Here is a 24,768-nt window from a genome sequence, read left to right on the forward strand (position 1 = left end):
GCGGACGTAGTCGGCGACCCGATCGGGGACATCGACGTCGCGGTCGTCCAGCAGCGCGCGGTTGCCGACGACGACTTCCTGGCCATCGGCATGGGCGATGACGCCCTTGCCGGCGACCACGTCGAAGTCGTCGGGATCGGGGACCGACCTGCGCCCCACGTCCGTATCGTCCGCTTGGGCGACCGTCGCTCCACCGTCCGTCGCAGCCGTCTGGCGTTCGCGGGCCATGTCGACGATGGCGTCCGCGAGGTGGTGTTCGCTCTTCTTCTCGGCGGTCGCTGCGAGCGAGAGGACGTCGGCGGCGGCGACGCCGAACCCCTCGATACCGGAGACGGTGGTCTCGCCCTTCGTGAGCGTCCCCGTCTTGTCGAAGGCGACGAGATCGATCTTGCCGGCGCGTTCGAGGTGTTCGCCGCCCTTCATCAGCACGCCCGACCGGGCGGCGTTACCGATGGCCGAGACGATGCTGACCGGTGGCCCGATGACCAGCGCGCCCGGACAGCCGATGACCAGCAGCGTCAGCGACAGGATCGCGTTCTGCGTGACCGCGTACGCGCCGATAGCCAGGGCAATGACGGCCGGCGTGTAGTACTTCGCGAACCGGTCGATGAGACTCTCCGTGGGCGACTGAGCCTCCTGGGCCTCCTCGACGCGACGGATGATCCGTTCGAGAGTCGTATCCGATCCCGCTCCCGTCGTCCGGATTTCTAGCGCGCCCTCCTGGTTGACCGTCCCGGCGTACACCTCGTCGCTGTCGGCCTTGTGGACGGGCGCGCTCTCGCCGGTGACCGGCGCCTGGTTGACTGCGCTCTCGCCGTCGACGACGGTTCCGTCGACCGGGATCTTCCCGCCCGGCTTTACGACGACGACTTCGCCCTCTTCGACATCGCGGGCGGAGACCTTTTGGAGTGTCCCGTCGCGACGGACGGTCGCCGTGTCGGGCGTCATCTCCAGTAGCTCCTGAAGTGCCGTCCGGGTCTTCCGCATCGTCCGGCCTTCGAGGTAGCTGCCAAGGCTGAACAGGAAGACGACGGCGGCGGCTTCCCAGTACTCCCCGATGACGATAGCACCGATGGCGGCCAGCGTCACCAGCGTCTTGATGCCGAGCGTCCGGTTGGTGACCTCGTGGTAAGCGGTCTTGGCGATGTCGTAGCCACCCACGACCGTCGCGAGGACGAGGATGGCGGCGCTTGCCATCTCGAAACTCGTGAGGTAGCCGAGACTCCAGCCACCGCCGTACAGCAGGCCGCTTGTCGCCGTGACGATGGCCTTCCGGTGGTTCCGGTAGTACTGCGTGATCGATTGTTTGTTCATAGTGTTAGGCGGGCTGGGGAGTGTACCCCTGGTTTTCGATGGTCTCTGCGAAGGCGTCGGGGTCAGCGACGCTGTCGTCGTACTCGATCTCGACGCGGCCGGTCGCGTAGTGGACTTCGACGTGCTGGACGCCGTCGACGTTCGACAGGGCGCGTTCGACGGTACTCGCGCAGGTCGGGCAGTCGAAGTCGAGGACGCGGAATTGGGTTGTGTCGCTCATTACAGTTTGAGATAGTGCCCGTATCTCAATAAGTATTTTTTATATGATATGTTTGAATTCGGATACGAGTCGTTGGAACAGTCAAACGGGTCGTCTAGGGCTTTCGCTATCGCGGGTCCATCCTGTACTGGATACCTCGACAGACACCTACCCGACTCCTGCCCCGCTACCTTTTCCCGCGTGCTCGCGCTCAGTCCTCGTATGAGTGATTCCGATACCGACCACCGTCTCGACGACATCGCGGTGCGAGACACTCGGATTTCGGACGCCATCGACGAGCCGATGCGGGCGATGGTCCTCGACATTCTGTCCGAGGAAGCCCTAACTGCGACCGAGGTCCACGAACGCCTCGACGATCGCGGCATCGACCGGACGGAGAACACGGTCCGCCATCACATCAACGAGCTCCGGGATGCGGGCCTCGTCGACGTCGTTCGCTTCGAGGAGGGGCGTGGTGGGACGACGAAGTACTACCACGCGAACACGATCGTCCTCTCGTACTCACTACCAGATTCGGCCGACGCCGCCGTCGAGGAGATGATCGACGCTGCCCAGCCCCAGATCACGGACGCGCTCACTACGCTCACCGACGAGTACGACGACGCTATTGAGGAGATCGTCGAGGATATGCAGCCCTGCGAGCACTGCCAGACCCAGAAGTACGAGACGTACGTTCTTCTGACCGTCCTGCGACGTGCGTTCGTTCGCGCCCACAGAAATTCCTGAGGGGGAACCACCCCTACGCTGGCAGGGTCTTAGAAGGAGAACCGATCACGCGCGGATTGCATCGCGAGGCGAGTCAGGAGTCGCGCAGGGCCACGCTTTGGGAGGTCCCGTACAGTCTCGATGCTGGTCGGCGGTTCACTACCACCAATGTCTAACTCCCAGCCTGTCTCGTCCATGAAGCGTTCGACAGCCTGATTTACTCGCTGTCGCACGTCGTCCGAGTCCATTGTCTCGGGCACACCATTCCGGAGGACGACGTCGCCGTCAACGATCACTGTCTCGACGTCGGCCGGGACCGCGTTGTTCACGACGTGTGCGGGAACGTTGGTCAGTGGCGTGAACTTCGGTTTGTCGACGTCGAGGAGGATAATATCCGCGCGCTTTCCCGCTTCGATACTGCCGATCTCGTCGCCCATCCCCAGCGCGCGTGCGCCCTCGATAGTGAGCATTCGTATCAGTTCCATCGAGTCGAACTGCCCGGCTGAACGCTTGAGATTTGCCGCCAGCCGAGCTTGCCGCGCTTCACCGAACATGCTGTACGAGTCGTGCCAGTAGTGGTCGTCAATCCCTACTCCGACGTCGACGCCGGCGGCTCGAAGCTCGGGAACGGGCGTCCACTGCGTCTCCCCGTCCGGATTCCAGTAACAGAAGACGGACGGGCAGTGCGCAACAGCCGCGTCCGCCTCGGCGGTTCGCTGGATGTCCTCTTCGTCGCCGAGGCGGAAGTGAGCAGCGACCAGTCGGTCGTCCAGGAGTCCAACGTCGTCGAGCAATCCTACCGAGTCCTCGCCACCGTTCGCTCGTGCCATCGTGTTACTCTCCTCGAGTTCGAGCAAGTGCGTGTGGACGAGCAGGTCCGGATACTCTGCGGCGAGGGATGCGGTCCGTTCCCACAGCTGCCGGGTACACGACCAGTCGTCGTGCGGGCAGATCGTCGCCCTGATTCGGCCGTCGTACGTGTCGTGGTACGTTTCGACGAACTCGCGAGCACGGGCGAACTGCTGATCGACTGGTTGGTCCCAGAAGAGGTCCGAGATCGCCGGGCCGAAAAATCCGCGGAGCCCTGCTTCCCCGAACGTCTCCGCACCTGCGGCAGGCCGTGCGTCCATGGAGTTCACGGTCGTGACACCGCCCAGGAGGAAATTGAGCGCTGCGAGCTCGACGCCTGCCTCGACGAGGTACTCGAATTCGCCGTTCCCTAGTCTGTTAAACAAGGCCGTCCCACTCCCGAGCATCTCCGTCAGCTCGAGTTCGCTAAACGCACCGATGAGCGGTGTCATCTCCAGGTGCGTGTGGGCGTTCACCAACCCCGGCATCACCAGTTTCCCGTTCCCGTCGATAACGGTGGATGCTTCTAATTCTCCGTCTCCTGCACGTGATGGTCGGACTTCTTCGATACAGCCATCGGTGATGCATACTGTGCCGCGCTCGTACAGGCGGTTCCGCTCGTCGGCTGTGAGAACGAGTGCATCATGGATTGCCAGATCGACAGCCATCGTAAATTAGGAAGTGGATGTGACAGTTACCGTACTGGACAACCGAGCAGGCCGGCGAAGGCTGTTCTTCCAGGTGGTGTTCCCCTCATTTGGGATATCATCGGTCTCTACTGGTCCCATTAGCCTCTAATACGTCGGCGTGATTTAATCAGATTCCCCTTTTGAATCTGAAGTCGGATTCCGTGGAGCTTGTGGAGGTTTGCAATGTTTTCCCCTCTTCACGATAGATCATCTATGGCCGACGGTTACGATGCCATAGTACTGATACCCTCATAGGCAGTATATTCTAATCAAAACCGCAATAGATGATCCCTACAATGATACACCTATGCAGGCGACGATAATCGACGGAGTTCTTGAATCCCTTCGTATCGGTGTCGGATTTCTCTGGACGGCGGCGTGGGCGATCATCATGGGCCTCACGATTACGAGTCTGGTCCAGGTCTACGTCTCGAAGGAGCGGATGGCACAGGTGCTGGGTGAGGGCGATCTAACTGGACTTACCAAGGCGACTGTGTTCGGAGCAGCAAGCAGTGGCTGTAGTTTCGGCGCCGTCGCCATCGGGAAGGGCCTGTTCAAGAAGGGGGCGCACGCGGTGAACTTCCTCGCGTTCATGTTCGCGTCGACGAACCTCATCGTCGAACTAGGGCTGATGATTCTCATCCTGCTTGGCTGGGAGTTCCTCGTCGCGGAACTGCTCGGCGGCCTGATTCTCATCGCCGTCATGGCCGCCATCGTCCACCTTACGCTTCCCGAAAACCTGTTTAACGAAGTCCGCGAGAAGCTCAACGAGCGCGACCGCCAGGCGGGCGTCACGGAAGATCCCACCTGCGGGATGGAGGGGAAAGACGAGTACACGCTCACGACCGACGGCGGTGAGACGCTCAAATTCTGCTCGGAGGGCTGTATGGAGACCTATCGCCAGGAGACGTCGAGTAGCGGCGGGTGGCGTGACGAGTTGCTGTCGTGGGGTGGCTGGTACAAGGTCGGGAATCAGTACCGCAAGGAGTGGTCGATGATCTGGAAAGACATCGTCGCCGGCTTCCTTATTTCTGGGTTCGTCATCGTCTTCGTCCCGCAGTGGGTGTGGAACACGCTGTTCATTCAGGGCGACGGCCTGCTCGTGACTGCCGAGAACGCCGTCATGGGCGTCATCATCGCCGTCCTCAGTTTCGTCGGCAGTATGGGCAACGTCCCGTTCGCCGTCGCGCTGTGGGGCGGTGGCGTCAGCTTCGCCGGGATCATCGCGTTCGTCTACGCCGACCTCATCACCGTGCCCGTGCTGAACGTCTACCGGAAGTACTACGGCTGGAAGATCATGCTGTACATCCTTGGCGTCTTCTTCGTGACGATGGCGTTCACTGGCTTCCTCATGGAGTTGCTGTTCGACGCCCTCGGCATCGTACCAGATCTGGCCGGTGGCGAGACGGCGACCGAACAGACGTACTTCGAGCTCAACTACACGTTCTACCTCAATATTATCGCCTTCGCGCTCTCCGGGTTCCTCCTGTATGTCTACCGACGTGGAATCGGCGCACCAGGTCAGTATCGTGATCCGGTGTGTGGCATGCGGACCGACGATGAGGGGCCGAGTGCGTCCAATGATGGGATGACGTACTATTTTTGCTCGAAGACCTGTAAGCGGGCATTCGAGGAAGAGCCCACGGAATTTGCTGATCAAAGCCCGCAGATAACAAACCACGATCACGATCACTGATAGATGTACTGTGGTTCATCCGCTGTGAAGCACTTCATCATCGCACCTTCAATCCGCAATTGTCACACCTGTCGCGCCAAAATTGATTGTATGAGCAGTCAGATATCGAAACAAGGGGATGTCATATGAACCAACGTCCAGCGGATACCGTCGTTGGTGTGCTCCTTGGGTTCGTCCTCTTGGCTGGCGGACTACTCAGTTGGCGGGCCTATCAACAGCGTCGCGCTATCGAGCAGTCGATGGGGCCGATGATGGACTCGTCTATGGGGGCGATTCACGGTCCAGATCCTCTCTGGTACGTGGTTGGAACCCTTCTGGTCGCAGGCAGTATCGGTGGCATCTATTACGTGGTTCGAGGGAATCTCATCGATTCGACAACCGACTCAGCGGATCACATCGACCCCGATCAGGTATCGGAGGCAACGCCTACATCGATAGACGATGACGCCTCGCCGGCGACGCCTATCAATCCTGAATCGGATCCGCAAGCGCGCGTTCTCGATCTCTTACCGGATGATGAACGACGCGTCCTTGAACCCGTCCTGAACTCGCCTGGAATCACGCAGATCGAACTTCGGGATCGATCTGAGTTCTCAAAGAGTAAAGTGAGCCAGACCGTGAGTTCACTCGAGGAGCGCGGGCTGCTGTATCGGGAACGACAGGGTCGAACCTACCGCGTGTATCCGAGTGATGACCTGCAGAACTAACAGACGTAGAAATTCATACTAACACTACCCATCATGTCACAAGCAACACTCGAAACTGATCGCATTAGCCGGGTTCTCAAGTCAAGCACGTGGCTCAATCTCCTCCTCGCCGCACAGTTGATCGCCGGGTTGGTGTACGCATATTTCACAGGAGATATGGGGAGCCGGTGGACCCATTTCGTCCTTCCATTTATTTGGTTCACCGCCTCAGTCTGGGTGATCTGGCACACTCGACCTGTAACGAAACGTCGAGTGTATCGTATTGGTGCCGCACTTGTCGTTGCTCTATATCTCATCGTGATGTTTTATTTTTCAGGATTACTTGGACCGAGCACCTCTCATTTCGGGCAGCTCACTGGACCAAGCGGCTTCGGAATAACGTGGGGTCGATCTTTGGGATGGAGTCCGGTCTTCGTCTATACAGGTGACCTGATCACGGTCTCGCTCATTCCTTACCAAGCGGTTGGCCTGTTCGCGCTGGCGTATCTCGTCTATGATGCATTGCTTGATTTCTCGCAGTCGGCAGTCGGAGGAATAGTCGGGATTGTGGCGTGCCCTGCCTGCGTTAGCCCGTTGTTTGCCGTACTACTTGCAGGCGGACTGAGTGGTTCTTCAACGATGTTATTGCTTGGTGCGTATGGCTACGAAATTGCGACCGTTCTGTTCCTCATGACAATTGGAATCCTCTACCATCGTCAGGCACTCACGAGGCAGTATCACCAGTTCCGAGGGAACTGATCCATCTCGTTCGTGGTCAGCAATACCCGAGCCTCCCTCGCCGCCTGAACCGTGGTTATTGTCTGGATCGCCGCAATGAGGTGAACAGTCTCGACGGATCCCCTTTGCTCTCACCATTCCTCTGATCCTTTCGAATTCGGCAGGTATGAACGATCCCGTCAGTAGAAAACGTTTAGATGGCGTTATAGACGTTCTTGAACGCTCTCCTGTTTGAGTTCACTCCCACGAAGATAACCCCGAACCCACCGTATGACTACTTGAGGCGAAAAACAATGACCAACCGAAACCTCGGACGATGGCTGCTCGTGGTGCTCGCGATTGTCGGACTCGCGTTTGCCGCCCCGGTAGTTAGCGCACACGGTGACGAACCGATCCAGGGGAACGAGACGGCAGCTGAAGGGACGCCAGCCGATGGTAGTGCAGCAGACTGGGCGGCCTGGATGGAAGGTCACATGACCGACTACATGGGCCCGAATGCCGTTGACGAGATGGAAGCGCACATGGGCGTGACCGTCGACGAGATGGCCCAAGATATGGCGGACGACAATCACACCGCGACGGGGATGAACGGACAGGGGTACGGCTGCTAACGATCCCTGTTCGGATCCTCGTCTGACACGATAGATATTCGACTTACTGACTCAACGATCACAATGACACACTACACCAACACTCTCGGGCGGACGACTCGTCGAATCGCAATACTAGCGGTTCCGCTGTTGATTGTAGCAACGGGCACCGCAGCGGCTCACGGTGGTGGAGGCTACGGCGGCGGTATGATGGGTAGCGGCGGTTGGGGGGTCTTCAGCGGTGGAATGGGCCTCTGGAGCTTCCTTTGGATGGGGCTCCTAATCGTCGTCCCGCTCTATCTCGTCTACTCACTCCTCAACAGAGATTCTGAGAGGAGTGATAGTCGGCCGCTTTCGGTTCTTCGTGAGCGTTACGCTCGCGGTGAACTCTCCGATGAAGAGTTCGAACGTCGACGAAAGCAACTCGAGTAGTGCCCATGACCGAAATAGAAGGAGCATCGTCGAGAAAAAATTCTCGTCTGCCAGTTGGGGCGACGGGAGCTTAAGTGCGTAAACAGGATACAGTATTACATGAGTTACACAATACAAACCAAGATTGATGGAGAGTTCGACGATGTCGTCGACGCAACGAATGCCGCGCTCAAAGACGAGGGATTCGGTGTTCTCTGTGACATCGACATTCAGGCGACGCTCAAGGAGAAACTCGGTGAGGAGTTCCGCCAGTATCGCATCCTCGGTGCGTGCAATCCTCCGCTGGCATACGAAGGGTTGAGTGTAGAAACTGAACTCGGTGCGCTCTTGCCCTGTAACGTCATCGTCTACGAGAACGATGACGGCGTCATCGTGGTGAGTGCGGTCGACCCGGAACAGTTAGTCGGGATCGCTGATAACGACGCGCTTGACTCCGTCGCGACCGAGGTCAGCGAACGATTCGACCGCGTACTGGCAGCCGTAACTGACGAGTTCGGATCCGCATCGGAGGCCTGATCTCTGATGGCATCATCGGATCAACTGGATACGACGACGATACTGCTCATCGTCCTCGGAGCGTTCATCCTCCTTCCCTTGCTCACAATGGGTATGGGGTTCGGTGGGATGATGGGATACGGAGGAATGATGGGCCAGTACGGTACCACAGGTGGTTGGTGGCCCCTCATCGGGATGCTCGTCCCGGTCATCTTCCTCCTTGCGCTTCTGGGCGGTGGATATCTCATCTTCCGGCGGATGAGCGAGACACAGACGTCTCATAATCCCGCGATGGAAGAGTTACGTCTGGCGTACGCTCGTGGCGATCTCACGGACGAAGAGTTCGAAGCCCGACGAGAAAAGCTCGAACAATCAGAGTGACCACTACCCAAACCGCGTTTCACCCGTTTGAACACCTGCGGATCGACTCGAGGGTATCGAAACCAACCGTTCGGCAGCATCGTTCCGTTACATCGAAATGGTGTGCTCGATTCAGCATATGGTTATGAGTAGTAATGGGAACAAACGACAAGTTCGGAGTGAGTCACGTCCGAAGTCTTCGCACCAGTATCGCGCGTAGCTACCCACCGAAGAATGATCCAGACAACATGACACATCACAGCCGACGTCAATTCTTAGGCATTGTCGGTGCCAGCGCAGTCGCCAGCACCGGCTTTGCTCAGTCAGCGAACGCACAGGAGACGCCCATCGTGGAGATGGGAAACAATTACTTCGACCCAATCGGCCTACGTGTTGATCCCGGGACAACCGTTCAATTTGAACTCGCAGCGGGGGCACATTCCGCTACGGCGTACGCAGATCGTATTCCGGAGGGCGCTTCCGCCTTCGATAGTGGGACGATCTCAGACGGGAGCTTCGAATATACGTTCGAAACGCCAGGGACGTATGATTACTACTGCATCCCGCACAAGTCGATTGGGATGGTCGGACGGATCGTAGTTGGCAGTCCTGGCGGACCGGCAGAGGAGGATTCAATCCCGGATGGAGAGGTCCCATCGAGTGAGGCGATTGTTGACCAGGGTACAGTCGCCTACGGCTCAAGCAGCGATGGAAGCGGGAATACTGGTGGTGGAATGATGGGACGAGGTGGTTCTGGAATGATGAGTGGCCGCAACGGAGGTGGAGTTGGAGGGCTACCAGCTGTTGGTGGCGTACTCGGAATGCTGGGCGTTCTCGGTGGCGGGCTCTACTGGCTTGGAAACCAAAAATCTCCTCAATCGACTACCGACGACTCAGCCAGAAAAACGCTCCAGAACCGCTATGCCAGGGGCGAAATTGACGAGGAGGAGTATAGACGTCGCCGTGAGCGATTAGATGCTACTGATGAGGACATCTCCAACTGATTGCCACCGTGAGAGGGTGAACTCACCGGGGTCAAGTGATTCGGGGATTAGAGAATACCGCCCTCACCGATACCTTTGATTTCAGAACGATCCCGTGACTTGTTTTGTTCCATTTATGACTGATTTCTCTTGTGATCAACTCGCCTGTGTGGCTCGGTAGTAAACACCAATTGCGAGCACGGCTACGAGGAGAAGATATCCAGTAGCCCACACCAACGAGAGAGCCGTAGACTGAGTTGTTGAACTAGTCGTCCATGCCGGATGGGGTTTGGCCCGTAGTCGATCCCGACGGTGCCGACCCTGCGGCAAACTTGTAAACGGCGACGAGTCCCCAAATCACCAAGCCGAGCAGGATGATGCCCGCCCTAATGTCGATGGGGACCACTGCAGCGTGTTCGATTGCTCCCTCGCTATCGACTGGGTGCCCGGCTCCCAGTAGCATGTCGAGCAGGCCGATCACGACGACGCCCAAGACAACCAAGCCACCGCCGACGTACATGGCGATTTGGTCTGCCGTTGATAAGTCACTCATTGGTAGTCACCCGAGGAGTTTCCGTAATCGCGTGTTCTCGAACAGTTCCATCTCACGCAGGCGGTTATCGACTGCCAGGACGCCGCCCGCTCCGAGTGCCACAATGGTTCCGAAGACCATGATCCCAAGTAGTTCACCCGTGACCATACCGTTGGCCCAGCCGCCACCGTAGCCGTTGATGAAGTAGAAGAACAGCATCATGAAGGCACCAAAGAAGGCGGCGGTCCTCGTGAGGACACCGAGTATCAGCCCGAAACCGATGGCGGTTTGCCCAAGCGGTACCGCCACGTTGACGAACGCCAACAGGATGCCGTCGCTGAACGGCGTGACGAAGGGGGCGAGAATCGTGCCCTGAGCGGCTCCGCCGACGAACCAGCTGGCGTCGAAGGGCCACGCCCAGATCTTGTCAAGGCCGGCGTGGAGCATCCACCACCCGGCGGTCAGCCGAAGCAGCAGGATCCAATACGACAACCAGGCTCCTGAGACCGAGAACGACGTCTCAGTTCCGAGAAATCTCGTTCGAATGGATTGTGTTGACATGGCATACTTCACCTCACGACTGAGTTTATCAGAAGTGGTAAAAAGATTGGTGGTGGTTCGTGATCTCTAAGAGTCGGGGCTCATTGCAGGAACGCGGGTGTCAGAGGTGAGTTGGATGATCCTCAAGAAGGAATTCGGTCACCCTCAACGCACTGATTGTGTGCTGGGGCATGTAAGCAGGAGCACCGATGAAGCTGAGCCCACCGATTTCTGGATTTCGGAAAATTCTGTTTGAGGGACTGAATTCATCTACTGATCTAATCCTTTGTACTTACCGATCCTCTCAGTAGCTAACAGATTCTGAGAATTTGGCTCTGTTGAAATCCTCTTCTCCAGATACATTGTAGCGTGAATCGCGGCCTCACTACACGTACGCATTTCGCAGTATGTCACCTACCGTCTCCCGCAGAGGAATCGTGTAGCACGGGAGAGGATGTTCTACTGGGATCGCGTTGCGGCATTATTTTGTACCGGAAACAGGAACGCGTCGCTTATGGTCCCCTATATCAGCGAGGTGCTGTTCAACGAGCCACAAGGCCGTCGTATGGCACTCTTTCAGTTCGGCGTGTCGCTTACCTTCTTGTGCATGTTCGTGTACGCTTGGAGCGTCGGCGACGCTGGCGAAACCCGGTGGTTACTATTTATGGTCGTCGGAACTGCGCTGTCCGGAATCGCCGAGTCCCTCCCAGAGACCCAGCTACAGGCGGTAGGCGTACTCCGTTCCGCGGCGATCCTCGTATTGCTGTGCATCGTCGCTACTCCCTTTCTCGATCTCGAATTAATTATCTGAAGAGAACCGTCGGTCTTGTTGTTCTCTCTACTGATCTTTCCCGACGAGCTTATTGACCATGGTAGGGACAATTCGCAGTGGTACTCTCCACCGAAGATGTCATAGAACCGTTCACAAGGAGGTTGATCTCAGAGCTGTTAATGGTGAATTGCCTGCTCAGGAGGCCTGCGAACTTATCACTGGTACCTCTGTCATTTATGTCGTATAGCAGCGCAATGCTGGATACAGACACAGAGCGACCCCAGGATATTATCATTTCAAGAATAGTTAGAATGGGGGCGAGTCGATACAACAGTATTGTTTTCCCATCTCTTGTACAAACTCGACTAATGACGGCGCAGGACTCCTCGGAGACTGAAGACCGAAAAGACGACCACCTTCAAATCGTTCAGGAGCGGGACGTCGAAACGACAGGGACGGGCTTTGACGACGTCCGACTCATCCATAACGCGCTTCCGGAACTCGATTACGACGCGATCGACCCCTCCATCGACTTTCTGGGTCACGACCTATCTGCCCCAATCTTCATCGAGAGCATGACTGGCGGGCACCAGAACACGACGGAGATTAATCGGGCGCTGGCCCGGGCCGCCAGCGAGACCGGTATCGCCATGGGTCTCGGTAGCCAGCGAGCAGGCCTCGAACTCGACGACGAACGCGTCCTTGAATCGTACACGGTCGTCCGCGATGCTGCACCCGATGCGTTCATCTACGGGAACCTCGGCGCTGCACAGCTTCGAGAGTACGACATCGAGATGGTCGAGCAGGCAGTCAAGATGATTAACGCCGACGCGCTCGCGGTCCACCTGAACTTCCTCCAGGAAGCCACTCAACCTGAAGGCGATGTCGATGGGCGGAACTGTGTAGCTGCGGTTGAACGAGTGTCCGAGGCACTCTCGGTGCCGATTATCGTCAAGGAAACGGGCAACGGAATTTCCGGGGAGACTGCCCGAGAGCTGACTGCGGCAGGCGTTGACGCGATTGACGTCGCTGGAAAAGGTGGGACGACTTGGTCCGGGATCGAGGCCTATCGCGCAGCAGCCGCGAACGCGCCGCGACAGCAACGAATCGGCACCCTGTTCCGAGAATGGGGCATCCCAACCGCTGCAAGCACGATCGAGTGTGTTGCCGAACACGACTGCGTAATTGCGAGTGGTGGTGTACGAACGGGATTGGACGTGGCAAAAGCGATTGCCCTGGGTGCCCACGCCGGCGGGTTGGCGAAACCGTTCCTGAAACCAGCTACAGACGGGCCAGACGCTGTCATCGAACGAGTCAAGGACCTGATCGCCGAGCTGCGGACAGCGATGTTCGTCACCGGCTCGGGGTCGATCGACGAGCTTCAGCAGGTGGAATACGTGTTGCACGGAGAGACGCGCGAGTACGTGGAACAACGAACCAGTAGCGAGTAATACCGAATTCTCCAGTCTCAGCAGGATAGATAGAACAACATCGGGAAAGAGAGAGCCGACTCCGATATCTGTCCAACCTGTACTGACCGCAGCGGGCACCGAAGCTATCATCCTCTAAGGATTTCAACAGAGCCGAGAATTTAACTCGAGTGGATATCAATCAATTAACTCCCACTGGTTAGTCATTCCTCCATAGACACGGTTTAAAACTCGTCGTCTCGAGAAAATACGGGCAAATAAAACAGGGTGGCGGAGGAGACGCAGTAGAACTGCACTCGGAGACCGGTCAACGTCTTCAATATCGATCCCGGCAGCGGCACGAATTGCTGCTCCCAGAACCTTGGGATTACGAGTTTCAAGAAAGTATCTCACAACTGTGGCGAAAATGTACTCCGTTTTCATCCTCTGATATAATCTATCAGGATAATTGCGTAATTGGCTTCTGTTAGCCAGCTCTGCGGCCAAGAATCCCGATTCAACGGCCTGTGAGATCCCCTTTCCGGTGAGTCGGTTTGCTATACCTGCAGCATCACCCACTCGTACGACTGAATGCTCCGGTAGATGGGTTCTGTCGGGATCAAGGCTTGGTCCCTCGGGAATGATTGCGACGTTCGTCCGTTCCTGCGACGGGACTGGCCACCCATTCCGCTCACAGGCTTCCCTCAATGCCTTCATATAATCATTAGGCCGGTCACTGACCGTCCAGCCGATACCAACGTTGGCTCGTTGCGATGTCTTCGGGAATGCCCACGAGTACCCTGTATAGTTCTCCAGAATTATCCGGCTGTTCGGGTACAACTCGGTGAAGTCCCCTTCGACATCACTGTTAAGCGCTACCATATATCCTGAATACTCGTTGGTTGTTCCGAGCGCTTTACTAGAGAGTGATGGCTGACCGGTTGCATCAACGACGAGATCATACTCATCGGTGAACTCGTGGAAATCTGTCCGTGTGATAGACTGGTTTTCGTGGATGTCAACACCCTTCTCTGAGAGTTGTTCTGCCCAGGACTGCTCAACGACATTTCGGTCCGTTATATATGTATCCGCAGCAGGAAAGGTGCCGGCTCCAGTGCGGTGGCGATCGGCGTCGATTCCGTCATACACCTCCACTTCCATCGCTGGCAGCGGGTTGAGAAAGCCGTTCTCTACAGTCGGTTCGAGTGGGATCTTCGATACCGCTGTCATCGCTTCTCCGCAATTAACGCCTTTGCTATCGTAGGACTGCCGCTCATATAGTTCGACGACGAATCCAGCGTCGTCGAATCCAGCAGCTGCTGCAAGCCCGGCCATCCCTCCACCTATTACCGCAATTTTGGACGTTCGAGTCATCGGTTTTTGCCAATCTTTGAGGCCATCGTTAAGCTCCCAACAGCATCCGAAGTGACCCACGAACGCCCATCGGGAGTCCGATCGCTCCGATGAAGAACGTCATAAGCCACCACCACGTGTGATTCATCTCCTCTTTCGCATCGGCGAGATACCACACGATGCCGACAGTCACGACGAGTTTCAGCACGAACGTCGATCCGGAGAATCCAGTCGCCTGGTACACGAGATTCGTCACGACCAGCTTTGGGGAGTAGCCGAGGAACGTCACACCGATGAGATTCTGCGCAGCGTCCCACAACTGGCCGAAAACGGCCAGCAGAATTAGCGGGTGTCGAAGGTGGGTGATATTGGCGAAACTCGTGCCCCAGTAGTAGAGTGCGGTTACGCCGAGCGCTATCCCCGTCGTCGCGACAGGAACCCATAGGCGGAGTGGGGTCGATGTCGAGAGGCCGTGCCAAACAGCCCACCAGACGGCCCCGACAGCCCACACCGACCCGACGAGCCCGACTGTTAGCGGGATAGATCCGATATTTTGGTCACGCAAGAGTGCACCGACACCGAGCGCGAGATGGTGACAGCGGTGACGACGATGTAAATCGATGGCGTGATGAACCACACCGCGTAGTCCCCGAGCAGCCCGAGATCCTCGAGGGCGCGCATCGCCCCACCTGCGATGATGATCGGAGCGAACCCGTAGGCCAGTCGTGCGTCGAACGTGACGTCGAGTTGGTCGAGATACGCACGTAGTCCGGGGAGGCTGTATACGACTGCCGCGAGGTAGATTACCGTGTTCACCGCGTTGTAGCCCTGGACAGCACGAATCCCCTCGTGCGTGACTGGCTGACCGGCCGCATCGGCGACGACTGGTCCCCAGAGATACTGCCAGATGAACCGGTCGTAGACCAACGTCGGAAACACGAGGATGCCCCCACCGAGAAGGACGAGCGGGGCCAGCAGGTACAGCGCCCACCACTCGCGTGAGCCGGTCTCCGGAAGGACAGTCTCGACGCGGCGGGTGACAGTACTCACGACCCGTTCACCTCCAATCGCCACGTCGTGCTTTTCGAGCGCCCCCACTGTTCGAGTGAAACGATTGTGAGTTCGTCCTGGAGCTGGCTGAGGTACTGCGCGACTGCCTTGGGAGATCCGTCGAGGTCGCTGGCAATCTCGCGAGCCCGGAGGTATGTCGGTTCGCTACTGGCTGTCTCGACGAGGTACCTTCGAACCGTGTGCCGGGAAATATTCGACATTGATCTAGAGGTGACGGTTAGCGAAGAAATCCGAAGAGCTTGTAGTCGTGATCGGGGGTGTACCGCCGGAACAGGAGACTGTTCGTCAGCACCGACACCGACGAGAACGCCATTGCTGCTGCAGCGAGCACGGGCTGGAGGAGGCCGAGCGACGCTAACGGAATCATCGCCGTGTTGTAACCGAGCGCCCACACGAGGTTCTGTTTGATCTTCTGGAGTGTCGCGTCTGAGATTCGGATCGCCTTTACCACGTCGAGCGGGTCGTCTCGCATCAGCGTGACGTCTGCAGCTTCGATGGCGACGTCGGTGCCGGAGCCGATTGCTGTCCCGACGTGTGCGACCGCGAGTGCCGGAGCGTCGTTGACGCCGTCACCGACCATCATCGCCTGCCGGCCCTCGTCTTGAATACTGTCGACCGCGTTGGACTTGTCCTCAGGAAGGACTCCTGCGCGGACGTTCTTCGGGTCGATACCCACCTGTTTAGCGACCGCACGGGCAGTTCGCTCGTTGTCGCCCGTAATCATCATCACGTCAACTCCCCGCTCCTGGAGTGCTGTGACAGCCTGCTTGGAGCTTTCCTTCACTGTGTCGGCGTCGGCGACCACACCCACGAGCTCCCCCTCGTAGGCGACCAGCATCGCCGTCTTCCCCTCGTTCTCGAGGCGTTCCATCGTCTCCTCAGCGGGAGAGGGGTCGATCCCGTTGTCCCGCAGCAGCTTGCGGTTGCCGACCAGCACCTCGCTGTCACCAATGACTGCTTTGATCCCGTGGCCCGGAACGTTCTCGAAGTCGTCAGGCTCAGTCACGTCCAGGCCGCGTTCTTCGGCCCCCTCGACGATTGCGCGGGCGAGGGGGTGTTCGCTCCCGCTTTCGGCTGTCGCCGCCAGCCGCAGCACGTCGTTCTCAGAGAGACGTTCACGAGTGCTGAGCTGTCCACCATCCGGTGTCGGCTCGCCACCGTCAGTCACCGCATTTCCATCGCTATCGAAGACGACCACGTCGGTCAGTTCCATTTCACCCTTCGTGAGGGTGCCCGTCTTGTCGAAGACGACCGTGTCGACGTCTTTCGCGCGTTCGAGGATGTCACCGCCCTTGAACAGGACGCCGTTCTGGGCCCCAATGGTCGTCCCGACCATCGTCGCTGCGGGCGTCGCCAGCCCCAGCGCACAGGGACAGGCGATGAGGATCGAGGACGCGAAGACAATTATCGCGAACTCGAAGACTGAAACGGTCCCACCGACCGGGGCCGGGCCGCCAGCAACCTGACCCCACAGCGGGAGCCAGTCGACGAAGCCAGCGAGAGCCTCGGGGAACAGGAACCAGACGACACCCCAGAGAAGGGCGTTCGCGATGACCGCAGGCACGAAGTACGCGGAGATGCGGTCGGCGAGATTCTGGATGTCGGGCTGGCGCGACTGGGCCTCCTTGACTGTCTGGACGATCTGTTGGAGGGCCGTGTCTTCTCCAACCTTCGTCGCCTCCACGACAAGGACGCCGTTCTCGTTAATCGTCGAGCCGACGACCTCATCGCCCTCCTCTTTCTCGACAGGCACAGATTCGCCAGTGACCATTGACTCGTCGACGGCAGACTGACCGTCGACAACGACACCGTCTGTGGGAATCTTCTCACCTGGACGAATTTTCATCCGGTCACCAGTTGTGACCTCTTCAAGCGGAACTTCTTCTTCACTGCCGTCCTCGCGGACAATGGTCGCCGTTTCGGCTTCCATTTCGAGGAGCTTTCGGAGGGCCTCACCCGCTTGGCCCTTCGACCGAGCTTCGAGATAGTTACCCAACGTGATGAACACGAGGATGAGGGCTGCCGTGTCGAAATAAAGTCCACCTGCAATGAGTTCAGCAAGGACTGCCACAGAGTATAGATAGGCCGTTGTTGAACCGATCGCAATCAGCACGTCCATATTGGCGCGGCCGTTCTTCACGATCGCCTTGTACGAGTTCTTATAGAACGGCCAGCCGAGGATCGCCTGTACCGGCGTGGCGAGGAGGAACTCAACCCAGCCAAGTTCCACACCGAAGACGGCTTCAGGGACGATCGCGCCACCGAGCAGATAATTGTCGATGAGGAAGAAGAGCAACGGTGCCGATAACACTGCCCCAAAGAGGGTCAACCTGAGTTGCTTCCGAGTTTCGGCTTGACGGGCGGCATCTCGTGCGTCCTGGCCCGACTCTTCGTCGGCACCATCTTCGCGGACGGGCGAGTAGCCAGCCTCCTCGATAGCATCGTACAGCGCACCAATAGATACTTCCGCAGGATTGTAGGTGACCTGTGCTTCGTCGGTTGCGTAATTGACCTCCGCATTAACGACGCCCGGAATATTTTCAAGAGCGGTTTGGTTGGTCTCGGCGCAGTTGGCACAGGTCATATCGGAGATGGCAATCGTTACCGTCTCAGAGACTGCGCCGTACCCGGCCTCGTCGATCGCGTCGTAGATTTCTTTGAGCGATACCTCTTCAGGGTCGTAGGTGACGGAACCCTCGTCGGTGGCGAAGTTCGCATCCGCCTCCGATACCCCGTCGAGCGATTCGAGAGTGTCCTGGATCGTCGCCGAACAGTTGGCGCAGGACATTCCCGTGATATCAAGATGGATTGTTTGGCTTGTCATGCTTGTTCTACTATACGGGGTCTAGGTTTAGGCGATTTACTGCTTCGAGAGGCGGGGTTTCGACTGCAGGAAAATTTGGATTCCAAAGACAGCGTTACGCTCCCTCTTCGAGTCGCTGATACCGATCGTCGAACCGTGTGAGACAGGACGGACAACAGAAGTGATAGATCTCTCCGTCGATTCTCGTCGTTTCACCTTGATTATCAACGGTATTGTTACATTCAGCACAGGTGAGTGCAAATTCGACGCCATCAACGGACGGCGTCCATTCAAGCTCGTCAATTAGCGTGACGGTGTAATCTGCTACATCGATCTCGTTAAAGAGTCCATCTACCCACTGACGTACGTTCTGGGCTTCAACACGGGCATAGAACCAAAGATCTCCTTCGGAGGTCGTGAAGACGTGTTCAACGCCATCTGACTCTCGAGCCCGCTCGCGGGCGGCCTCCAACGACGCTGAGCCGATTTCGGCCTGAATAAATACCGGTACACCAGCTCGGAGATGAGCCCGGTTGACGTCAATCGTGAAGTTGTTAATGATGCCAGCTTCCTGTAATCGCTTTACCCGGTCAGACACGGCTGGCCCCGACAAGTCGACCTCCTCGCCAATATCGCTGAACGGGCGGCGGGCGTCATCAGCGAGTAACGAGAGGATTTCTAAGTCGGTTTCATCCAAATTGCGCATACGACCGCTTCGTCTCGCAGGATACATTATTGTTGCCCACAACACACCTTCGAAATCGGTGATCCAGGGCTGCGACAACATTGGATTCTAAGCAGAAAACCACATAGAATACTCGCCCCTATCTACGAATGGATATGACTCAGACAATCACCGTCGAAGGAATGACCTGTGAACATTGCGAGCAGACCGTCGAAGAGGCACTCGAAGAAGTTGAGGGGGTTACGTCTGCTACTGCGGATCGTGACTCAGAATCCGCGACGGTCGAGGGGTCCGCTGAACGGGATGAGCTTGTGACTGTGGTCGAAGACGCTGGATACGATGCCTCTGCGTAACAAATCCCGATTCTCGTCGAATCGGATTCGGAGAGGGATTGATACGACTGCCAATCCCAGGTGTAGATACTATGACTGATACACTTCCGTTCGATGCCGTCCGCGAGCTCGACGTCGACGGGACGACGTACAAGATGGCCGATCTTCGAGCACTCGAAGAGCAGGGGCTCTGTGACCTCGACACGCTCCCTGTGAGCATCCGTATTCTGCTTGAGTCGGTGCTCCGGAACGCCGACGGCGAAACTGTTACTGCAGCGGATGTCAAGAATGCTGCTGGCTGGAAGCCAGACGTACCGGACGCAGAGGTTCCGTTCTCTCCATCACGAGTCGTCCTACAGGATCTCACTGGCGTGCCCGCAGTTGTCGACCTGGCGGCCCTTCGATCCGAAGTCGACCGCAAAGATCGGGACCCGACCCTGGTCGAACCAGAGATCCCTATTGATCTCGTAATCGACCACAGCGTCCAAGTCGACTACTTCGACTCCGAGGACGCCTACGAGAAGAACGTCGAACTGGAGTACGAGCGCAACGCCGAACGGTATCGCGCGATCAAGTGGGCGCAGAACGCCTTCGAGAACTTCAACGTCGTCCCGCCGGGGACCGGCATCGTCCACCAGGTGAATCTCGAGCATCTGGGCCGGGTCGTCCACGCCCGCGAGCGAGACGGTGAGAAATGGCTCCTGCCGGACACACTCGTCGGCACGGACAGCCACACCCCAATGATCGGTGGCATCGGTGTGGTCGGCTGGGGCGTCGGCGGCATTGAAGCGGAAGCGGCAATGCTCGGTCAGCCGGTCACGATGAAACTTCCCGAGGTCGTCGGCGTCCGCCTCGAAGGCGAATTACCCGAGGGCGCGACGGCGACGGATCTCGTGCTCCACATCACCGAACGGCTCCGCGAGGTCGGCGTCGTCGACCGGTTCGTCGAGTTCTTCGGTCCTGGTGTGGAGAATCTCACAGTCCCCGACCGGGCCACGATCGCCAATATGGCGCCCGAACAGGGCTCGACGATCAGTATGTTCCCGGTCGACGAGCAGACGCTCGAGTATCTCGAACTCACCGGGCGTGACCCCGCCCACATCGACCTTGTTCGCGAGTACCTCGAAGCGCAAGGGCTATTCGGAGAACAGGAACCGGAATACACCGAGGTCGTCGAGTTCGATCTTTCGACTGTTGAGCCGAGTCTCGCCGGACACAAGCGGCCACAGGACCGGATTCCGATGGGGGACGTGAAACAGAGCTTCCGGGGACTTCTCCACGGGGAGTTCGAAGACGACCTCGATGATGTCGACGAAGACGCCCTACAGCGGTGGCTCGGCGAAGGTGGTGCAGCTGGTGCGGAGACCGACGGCGGTGTTCAGGTCGAACCCGAATCGGAACTGCACCCGTTAACCAAACGCGTCGAGGTCGACCTCGACGGTGAGACAGTGGAAATTGGACACGGAGACGTCCTCGTCAGCGCCATCACGAGCTGTACGAACACTTCGAACCCGTCGGTGATGATCGCTGCTGGTCTGCTTGCCCAGAACGCCGTCGAGAAAGGTTTAGATGTCCCGCCGTACGTCAAGACGAGTCTCGCACCCGGCAGTCGTGTCGTCACGCAGTACCTCGAGGAATCGGGCCTGCTTCCGTATCTCGAAGAGCTCGGGTACGCGGTCGTCGGCTACGGCTGTACCACTTGTATCGGGAACGCCGGACCACTTCCTGATCCCATCGAGCAAGCGATCGACGACCACGACCTCTGGACGACGAGCGTCCTCTCCGGGAATCGGAACTTCGAGGCGCGTATTCACCCGAAGATCCGCGCGAACTACCTCGCGAGCCCGCCGCTCGTCGTCGCCTACGGCCTCGCAGGGCGGATGGACGTCGACCTCGAGAACGAGCCGCTAGGCACCGACGAGGAGGGGGAATCGGTGTATCTGGCGGACATCTGGCCCGACGCAGCGGACGTGCAGGCAGCAATCCACGAGAACGTCTCTCCTGAGATGTTCGAGGAGAAGTATGCCTCTGTGTTCGAGGGTGACGAGCGGTGGGCTGCTCTCGACGCGCCCACTGGTGACGTCTACGAGTGGGACGACGACTCGACATACATCCGAGAGCCGCCGTTCTTCCAGGACTTCCCCCTCGAAAAACCCGGCGTCGCCGATATTGAGGATGCACGCTGCCTGCTGACACTCGGCGATACCGTTACGACCGACCACATCAGCCCTGCTGGCCCCTTCGGATCTGACCTCCCTGCCGGCCAGTGGCTGCTCGATCACGGCGTTGAGCCGCACGAGTTCAACACCTACGGCGCGCGCCGGGGCAACCACGAGGTGATGATGCGGGGAACGTTCGCCAACGTCCGCATCGAGAACGAGATGCTCGACGATGTCGAGGGGGGCTATACGATCCACCACCCAACCGACGAGCAGACGACCGTGTTCGAAGCCAGCCAGCGCTACCGCGAGGAGGGAGTCCCGCTCGTCGTGATGGCGGGCGAAGAGTTCGGTACCGGCTCCAGCCGGGACTGGGCGGCGAAAGGAACGGACCTACTCGGTGTTCGCGCAACCATCGCCGAGAGTTACGAGCGCATCTACCGCGACAACCTCGTCGGCATGGGTGTGCTCCCCCTGCAGTTTGATGATGGCGACTCGTGGGAATCTCTCGGTCTGGATGGGTCGGAAATCTTCACGATCCACGGCCTCGATGACGGGCTCGACGTGATGGACGAACTGACCGTTATCGCCGAGCGTGCGGACGGGTCGACTGTCGAGTTCCCGGTCACAGCACAGGTCGGCACGCCGGCCGCCGTGACCTATATCGAACACGGCGGCATCCTCCACTACGTCCTTAGACGGCTCCTCACGCAATAATCTCTCTCAACTGACTCTATTTCTGGAATCATGAGCAACACGAATAACATCGAGTCAGCAAATTAGCGTTTCAATCGTGCGTAGACTCTGTTCGGATGATGCCCGCCACGTTATCCATCTGAGCTGAAACGTGTGCACTCTCACCAGCAACATGCGTAATTAAATCGTCCAGAGTGATCATCCCGATAACGCTCCCGTCTTCAACAACCGGGACGTGTCGAGCACCCGCTTCGTTCATTTGTCTCAGGACTTTTGGAATCTCAGCATCTGCTGGCACAGTAAGTGGGTCACGCGTCATCACGTCAGCAGCTCGTACGTCGTCTCCACTCGTCTCGGCTGTGAGCACGCTTAACTCGCTTTCCTCGGTGAGCAGGTTAGCAATCAGGTCTCGATCGGTGATGATACCAGAGATCTGATCGGATTCTTCGACGACCACGTACCTGGCACACCGCGATTGGGAGATCATCGTGTGAGCGATCTCGGCAACCGTGGCGTCAGGCGTGACACGGGCGACCGACTCATCAGCAATACGACCAATGTCCATCCGGAGGTCAGTTGGTCTGGTACCCATGCTAATCAGTACGACTCATAACAGGAAATAGCTTAGCATCAGCTGGTCGTCATAGAAATCCTCCACTCTTCAACCCTGAGAGACGACAATCTCCAAACTTTGTGAAGTTACAAAAAGTGTTACCAGCTACGCCACTATCCAAGAGCACTGGTTTTTATAATCTAGTCTCAATAAGTCAAGAGAAATGTACGATACGGTTTTGCTCTCAACTGACGGGACAGTTGCTTCTGAGGAGGCTGAATCCCATGCTATCGCGCTAGCAGAGGCCCATTCTGCCGAGCTTCATGTTCTGTATGTAGTCGATGAGGACGTCGTAACAGCATACAGCGGTGACGAGTACGTTGATGAAGCCGAGGGCCCAGAACATGGCCTCGAAGAACTTGGAACGGAAACAATCGCAGACATCCAATATAAAGCGAAGGAGGTCGGTGTCAATGTTGTCAAAGCAATTGAGCACGGCCGACCGGCTGAGACGATTGTACGGTATGCTGATGTCGAAGATGTGGATCTACTTGTACTTGGAACGAAACACCGGACGGAAGAATACCGGGCCTTGCTCGGAAGCGTGACCGACCGCGTCCTTCGATTGACGACCCGCCCAGCGACCGTCGTGAAGACGGAAGTCGACGAATAGGGGAAGAACAGTCAGTAACGGCCACCGTCAGGCGTGAGTCGGGCGCGCCGGCGTTCGAACTCCTCGTCGTCGATTTCGCCGCGAGCGTACCGTTCCTGGAGGACAGCGAGTGCGCTATCCTCGGTGGGGCCGTCCGATGGCGACCGCGTTGTCAGCCAGTAGACGATGTAGACGGGAAGGGCGATCAGAAGTGCCATCCACAGCAAACCGATCAACATCATCCCCCAGCTCCATATTCCCCACCCGGCCATGTGACCATCATTCCACATCCCGTCATGCCAGTCCCACATCACTGTATCTGGAACAGCAGCGTGCGTCAGAGTCATTCCAATGATGACGGCTAGCGTCAGTGCTCCGATGACGATGAGTCCCAGAGAACGAATCCCGCGTGCTTGAATTGGATTTTGCATTATTGTACTCCTGAAGAGAGTTCGGCGTGGTTAGCGAGGATGTATTCGAGGGCGGGGTAGCGCTCGACGAGCGCTTCGCCGCCGATCTCGTACTGTTCGATGTACTGGTCGAGGCCCAGGATGCGGCCCGCAGCGAACGCGGCGACCGCGAGGAACACGAGCATGTACGCGAAGTCCCCGTTGATGAACCCGTGGCCCATGTCCCAGTTGCCGAAGTAGAACATGAGCATCATGAGCGCGCCGAAGAACGCCGCGAGGCGAACGAACGCGCCGACGAGCAGGCCGAGGCCGATGAACAGCTCGCCCCACGGGACGGCGACGTTCGCGAACTCGACGAACCACGGCGTACTACCCATCCACGCGAACAGGCCCGCGAGCGGATTCCCGTTCGTCGCCGCGACGTTCGACAGGTAGCCGCCAGCGCCGAACTCGCCGGTGATCTTCGTGAACCCAGAGTACGCGAACGCGTAGCCCATCATGAGACGGAGCGCGAGCACGAACCACGCACTGAGACTGTGAACTTTCCCGCCGACGGTCAGACCGCCGACTCTGCTCTCGAGCTGATTCATGCCGGAGTCGAGTGTGGACATAGTTATTGCACCTTCAACTATCAGTACGGAGGCAGAGACGATATAACGGCGAGCCGGCGTTCTGAGTCAGAAAATCGGCGGGCTATATTACCCTACTGTCGCGAGTAGAGACGTGTGACCGAGGAGTCCGACCCGTCGGAAATCTTCGCTACACTCGACGACGAGTACGCTCGCGACATCCTCGTGGCGACGAAGACCGACCGACTGTCTGCGAAGGAACTCAACGAGGAATGTGACATGTCACGCCCGACCGTCTCGCGCCGTGTCACCCGCCTCGTCGAGCAGGGCCTCCTCGAAGAGTATACGCACGTCGACCCCGGAGGACGGCACTACAGCGAGTACGAGGCTCGTCTCGAACGTATTGAAGTCCTCCTCCAGGCAGAGGGCTTCGATGTCCAGATCGATGTCCGGGCGGACCCCGCCGACCGGATTA

29 protein-coding genes are annotated in these 24,768 nt (G+C 58.0%); 15 read left to right on the forward strand and 14 right to left on the reverse strand.

Translation table 11 applies throughout. The features are described from left to right. Both ACP99_RS08475 and ACP99_RS08480 read right to left on the reverse strand, forming a co-directional pair. Window positions 1-1,314, reverse strand: a 1,314-nt coding sequence (locus tag ACP99_RS08475; protein ID WP_049986198.1) for a heavy metal translocating P-type ATPase, incomplete at its 3' end; no start/stop codon positions are given. A 4-nt stretch (window positions 1,315-1,318) separates the two neighbouring features. After that, complete coding sequence (locus ACP99_RS08480) at window positions 1,319-1,534, reverse strand: heavy-metal-associated domain-containing protein (RefSeq protein WP_004594622.1); 216 nt, start codon at window positions 1,532-1,534, stop codon at window positions 1,319-1,321. A 201-nt stretch (window positions 1,535-1,735) separates the two neighbouring features. On the opposite strand from ACP99_RS08480, the gene ACP99_RS08485 reads away from it, so the two are divergent. Next, the gene (locus ACP99_RS08485) at window positions 1,736-2,260 is read left to right on the forward strand and encodes an ArsR/SmtB family transcription factor (protein ID WP_004048660.1); all 525 of its coding nucleotides are present in this window, start codon (window positions 1,736-1,738) and stop codon (window positions 2,258-2,260) included. A gap of 29 nt (window positions 2,261-2,289) precedes the next feature. Here ACP99_RS08485 and ACP99_RS08490 read toward each other — a convergent pair whose 3' ends face one another. Then, a complete protein-coding gene (locus ACP99_RS08490; RefSeq protein ID WP_004594621.1) occupies window positions 2,290-3,756 on the reverse strand; it encodes an amidohydrolase family protein in 1,467 nt (488 codons plus the stop codon). A gap of 328 nt (window positions 3,757-4,084) precedes the next feature. Here ACP99_RS08490 and ACP99_RS08495 point away from each other — a divergent pair, with 328 nt between their 5' ends. The 8 genes from ACP99_RS08495 (at window position 4,085) to ACP99_RS19075 (ending at window position 9,778) form a co-directional block, all read left to right on the forward strand. After that, on the forward strand, window positions 4,085-5,473 hold the full coding sequence (locus ACP99_RS08495) for a permease (RefSeq protein WP_049986199.1): 1,389 nt from the start codon (window positions 4,085-4,087) through the stop codon (window positions 5,471-5,473). A 125-nt stretch (window positions 5,474-5,598) separates the two neighbouring features. Further along, window positions 5,599-6,180 (forward strand): helix-turn-helix transcriptional regulator, encoded by a 582-nt coding sequence (locus tag ACP99_RS08500; RefSeq protein ID WP_004048657.1) that lies wholly within the window; start codon window positions 5,599-5,601, stop codon window positions 6,178-6,180. 33 nt (window positions 6,181-6,213) lie between these two features. After that, entirely contained in the window at window positions 6,214-6,918 is a 705-nt protein-coding gene (locus ACP99_RS19910; RefSeq protein ID WP_123624180.1) for a DUF7546 family protein, read from the forward strand. Between the two features lie 272 nt (window positions 6,919-7,190). After that, window positions 7,191-7,508: a hypothetical protein gene (locus ACP99_RS08510; RefSeq protein ID WP_004048656.1), complete on the forward strand. Its 318-nt coding sequence runs from the start codon at window positions 7,191-7,193 to the stop codon at window positions 7,506-7,508. Between the two features lie 63 nt (window positions 7,509-7,571). Next, the gene (locus ACP99_RS08515) at window positions 7,572-7,919 is read left to right on the forward strand and encodes an SHOCT domain-containing protein (protein WP_049986201.1); all 348 of its coding nucleotides are present in this window, start codon (window positions 7,572-7,574) and stop codon (window positions 7,917-7,919) included. Window positions 7,920-8,018: 99 nt separating this feature from the next. Next, complete coding sequence (locus ACP99_RS08520) at window positions 8,019-8,435, forward strand: DUF302 domain-containing protein (RefSeq protein WP_004048654.1); 417 nt, start codon at window positions 8,019-8,021, stop codon at window positions 8,433-8,435. 6 nt (window positions 8,436-8,441) lie between these two features. Continuing rightward, window positions 8,442-8,795 (forward strand): SHOCT domain-containing protein, encoded by a 354-nt coding sequence (locus ACP99_RS08525; protein ID WP_049983674.1) that lies wholly within the window; start codon window positions 8,442-8,444, stop codon window positions 8,793-8,795. A 335-nt stretch (window positions 8,796-9,130) separates the two neighbouring features. Continuing rightward, on the forward strand, window positions 9,131-9,778 hold the full coding sequence (locus ACP99_RS19075; protein ID WP_231554254.1) for a plastocyanin/azurin family copper-binding protein: 648 nt from the start codon (window positions 9,131-9,133) through the stop codon (window positions 9,776-9,778). 244 nt (window positions 9,779-10,022) lie between these two features. Here the strand turns inward: ACP99_RS19075 and ACP99_RS08530 are convergent, their stop codons facing one another. Further along, on the reverse strand, window positions 10,023-10,310 hold the full coding sequence (locus ACP99_RS08530; RefSeq protein ID WP_004594603.1) for a hypothetical protein: 288 nt from the start codon (window positions 10,308-10,310) through the stop codon (window positions 10,023-10,025). Window positions 10,311-10,316: 6 nt separating this feature from the next. Then, window positions 10,317-10,862, reverse strand: coding sequence for a DoxX family protein (locus tag ACP99_RS08535; RefSeq protein ID WP_231554252.1), 546 nt, complete (start codon window positions 10,860-10,862; stop codon window positions 10,317-10,319). Between the two features lie 481 nt (window positions 10,863-11,343). Here ACP99_RS08535 and ACP99_RS08540 point away from each other — a divergent pair, with 481 nt between their 5' ends. Together ACP99_RS08540 and fni are read left to right on the forward strand one after the other, a co-directional pair. Further along, complete coding sequence (locus ACP99_RS08540; protein ID WP_049986203.1) at window positions 11,344-11,640, forward strand: hypothetical protein; 297 nt, start codon at window positions 11,344-11,346, stop codon at window positions 11,638-11,640. A gap of 329 nt (window positions 11,641-11,969) precedes the next feature. Beyond that, entirely contained in the window at window positions 11,970-13,052 is a 1,083-nt protein-coding gene (fni, locus tag ACP99_RS08545) for a type 2 isopentenyl-diphosphate Delta-isomerase (protein WP_049986204.1), read from the forward strand. A gap of 156 nt (window positions 13,053-13,208) precedes the next feature. Here the strand turns inward: fni and ACP99_RS19080 are convergent, their stop codons facing one another. The 6 genes from ACP99_RS19080 to ACP99_RS08565 form a co-directional block, all read right to left on the reverse strand. After that, window positions 13,209-14,345, reverse strand: a complete 1,137-nt coding sequence (locus ACP99_RS19080) for an NAD(P)/FAD-dependent oxidoreductase (RefSeq protein ID WP_231554253.1) — start codon at window positions 14,343-14,345, stop codon at window positions 13,209-13,211. A gap of 67 nt (window positions 14,346-14,412) precedes the next feature. Then, window positions 14,413-14,874 carry a DUF63 family protein gene (locus ACP99_RS21220; RefSeq protein ID WP_269319661.1) on the reverse strand — a complete coding sequence of 154 codons (462 nt, stop codon included), beginning with the start codon at window positions 14,872-14,874 and terminating at the stop codon, window positions 14,413-14,415. Between the two features lie 20 nt (window positions 14,875-14,894). Next, entirely contained in the window at window positions 14,895-15,413 is a 519-nt protein-coding gene (locus tag ACP99_RS21225; RefSeq protein ID WP_269319662.1) for a DUF63 family protein, read from the reverse strand. Beyond that, window positions 15,410-15,634, reverse strand: coding sequence for a DUF7123 family protein (locus ACP99_RS08555; protein ID WP_004594599.1), 225 nt, complete (start codon window positions 15,632-15,634; stop codon window positions 15,410-15,412). Before ACP99_RS08555 ends, ACP99_RS21225 begins: the two co-directional genes overlap by 4 nt. Window positions 15,635-15,651: 17 nt before the next feature. Next, a complete protein-coding gene (locus ACP99_RS08560) occupies window positions 15,652-18,258 on the reverse strand; it encodes a heavy metal translocating P-type ATPase (RefSeq protein ID WP_049986205.1) in 2,607 nt (868 codons plus the stop codon). A 94-nt stretch (window positions 18,259-18,352) separates the two neighbouring features. After that, a complete protein-coding gene (locus tag ACP99_RS08565; RefSeq protein ID WP_049986206.1) occupies window positions 18,353-18,943 on the reverse strand; it encodes an AsnC family transcriptional regulator in 591 nt (196 codons plus the stop codon). Between the two features lie 134 nt (window positions 18,944-19,077). Between ACP99_RS08565 and ACP99_RS08570 the strand changes: the two genes are divergently transcribed. Both ACP99_RS08570 and acnA read left to right on the forward strand, forming a co-directional pair. Then, a complete protein-coding gene (locus ACP99_RS08570) occupies window positions 19,078-19,275 on the forward strand; it encodes a heavy-metal-associated domain-containing protein (protein ID WP_049938510.1) in 198 nt (65 codons plus the stop codon). Between the two features lie 71 nt (window positions 19,276-19,346). Next, complete coding sequence (acnA, locus tag ACP99_RS08575) at window positions 19,347-22,130, forward strand: aconitate hydratase AcnA (protein ID WP_049986207.1); 2,784 nt, start codon at window positions 19,347-19,349, stop codon at window positions 22,128-22,130. Window positions 22,131-22,200: 70 nt separating this feature from the next. On the opposite strand, the gene ACP99_RS08580 is transcribed toward acnA, so the two are convergent. Continuing rightward, entirely contained in the window at window positions 22,201-22,701 is a 501-nt protein-coding gene (locus ACP99_RS08580; RefSeq protein WP_004594590.1) for a CBS domain-containing protein, read from the reverse strand. Window positions 22,702-22,885: 184 nt separating this feature from the next. Here ACP99_RS08580 and ACP99_RS08585 point away from each other — a divergent pair, with 184 nt between their 5' ends. Further along, window positions 22,886-23,335 (forward strand): universal stress protein, encoded by a 450-nt coding sequence (locus ACP99_RS08585; RefSeq protein ID WP_049986208.1) that lies wholly within the window; start codon window positions 22,886-22,888, stop codon window positions 23,333-23,335. A gap of 11 nt (window positions 23,336-23,346) precedes the next feature. On the opposite strand, the gene ACP99_RS08590 is transcribed toward ACP99_RS08585, so the two are convergent. Both ACP99_RS08590 and ACP99_RS08595 read right to left on the reverse strand, forming a co-directional pair. Beyond that, window positions 23,347-23,745, reverse strand: coding sequence for an SHOCT domain-containing protein (locus ACP99_RS08590; protein ID WP_049986209.1), 399 nt, complete (start codon window positions 23,743-23,745; stop codon window positions 23,347-23,349). After that, on the reverse strand, window positions 23,745-24,335 hold the full coding sequence (locus tag ACP99_RS08595; RefSeq protein WP_049986210.1) for a DoxX family protein: 591 nt from the start codon (window positions 24,333-24,335) through the stop codon (window positions 23,745-23,747). The genes ACP99_RS08590 and ACP99_RS08595 overlap by 1 nt, the downstream gene beginning before the upstream one ends. A gap of 114 nt (window positions 24,336-24,449) precedes the next feature. Between ACP99_RS08595 and ACP99_RS08600 the strand changes: the two genes are divergently transcribed. Next, on the forward strand, window positions 24,450-24,768 hold a 319-nt coding region (locus tag ACP99_RS08600), incomplete at its 3' end, for an ArsR/SmtB family transcription factor (RefSeq protein ID WP_049986211.1).

This window comes from Halobellus rufus, from assembly GCF_000739575.1.
GTDB classification, from domain to species: Archaea; Halobacteriota; Halobacteria; order Halobacteriales; family Haloferacaceae; genus Haloquadratum; species Haloquadratum rufum.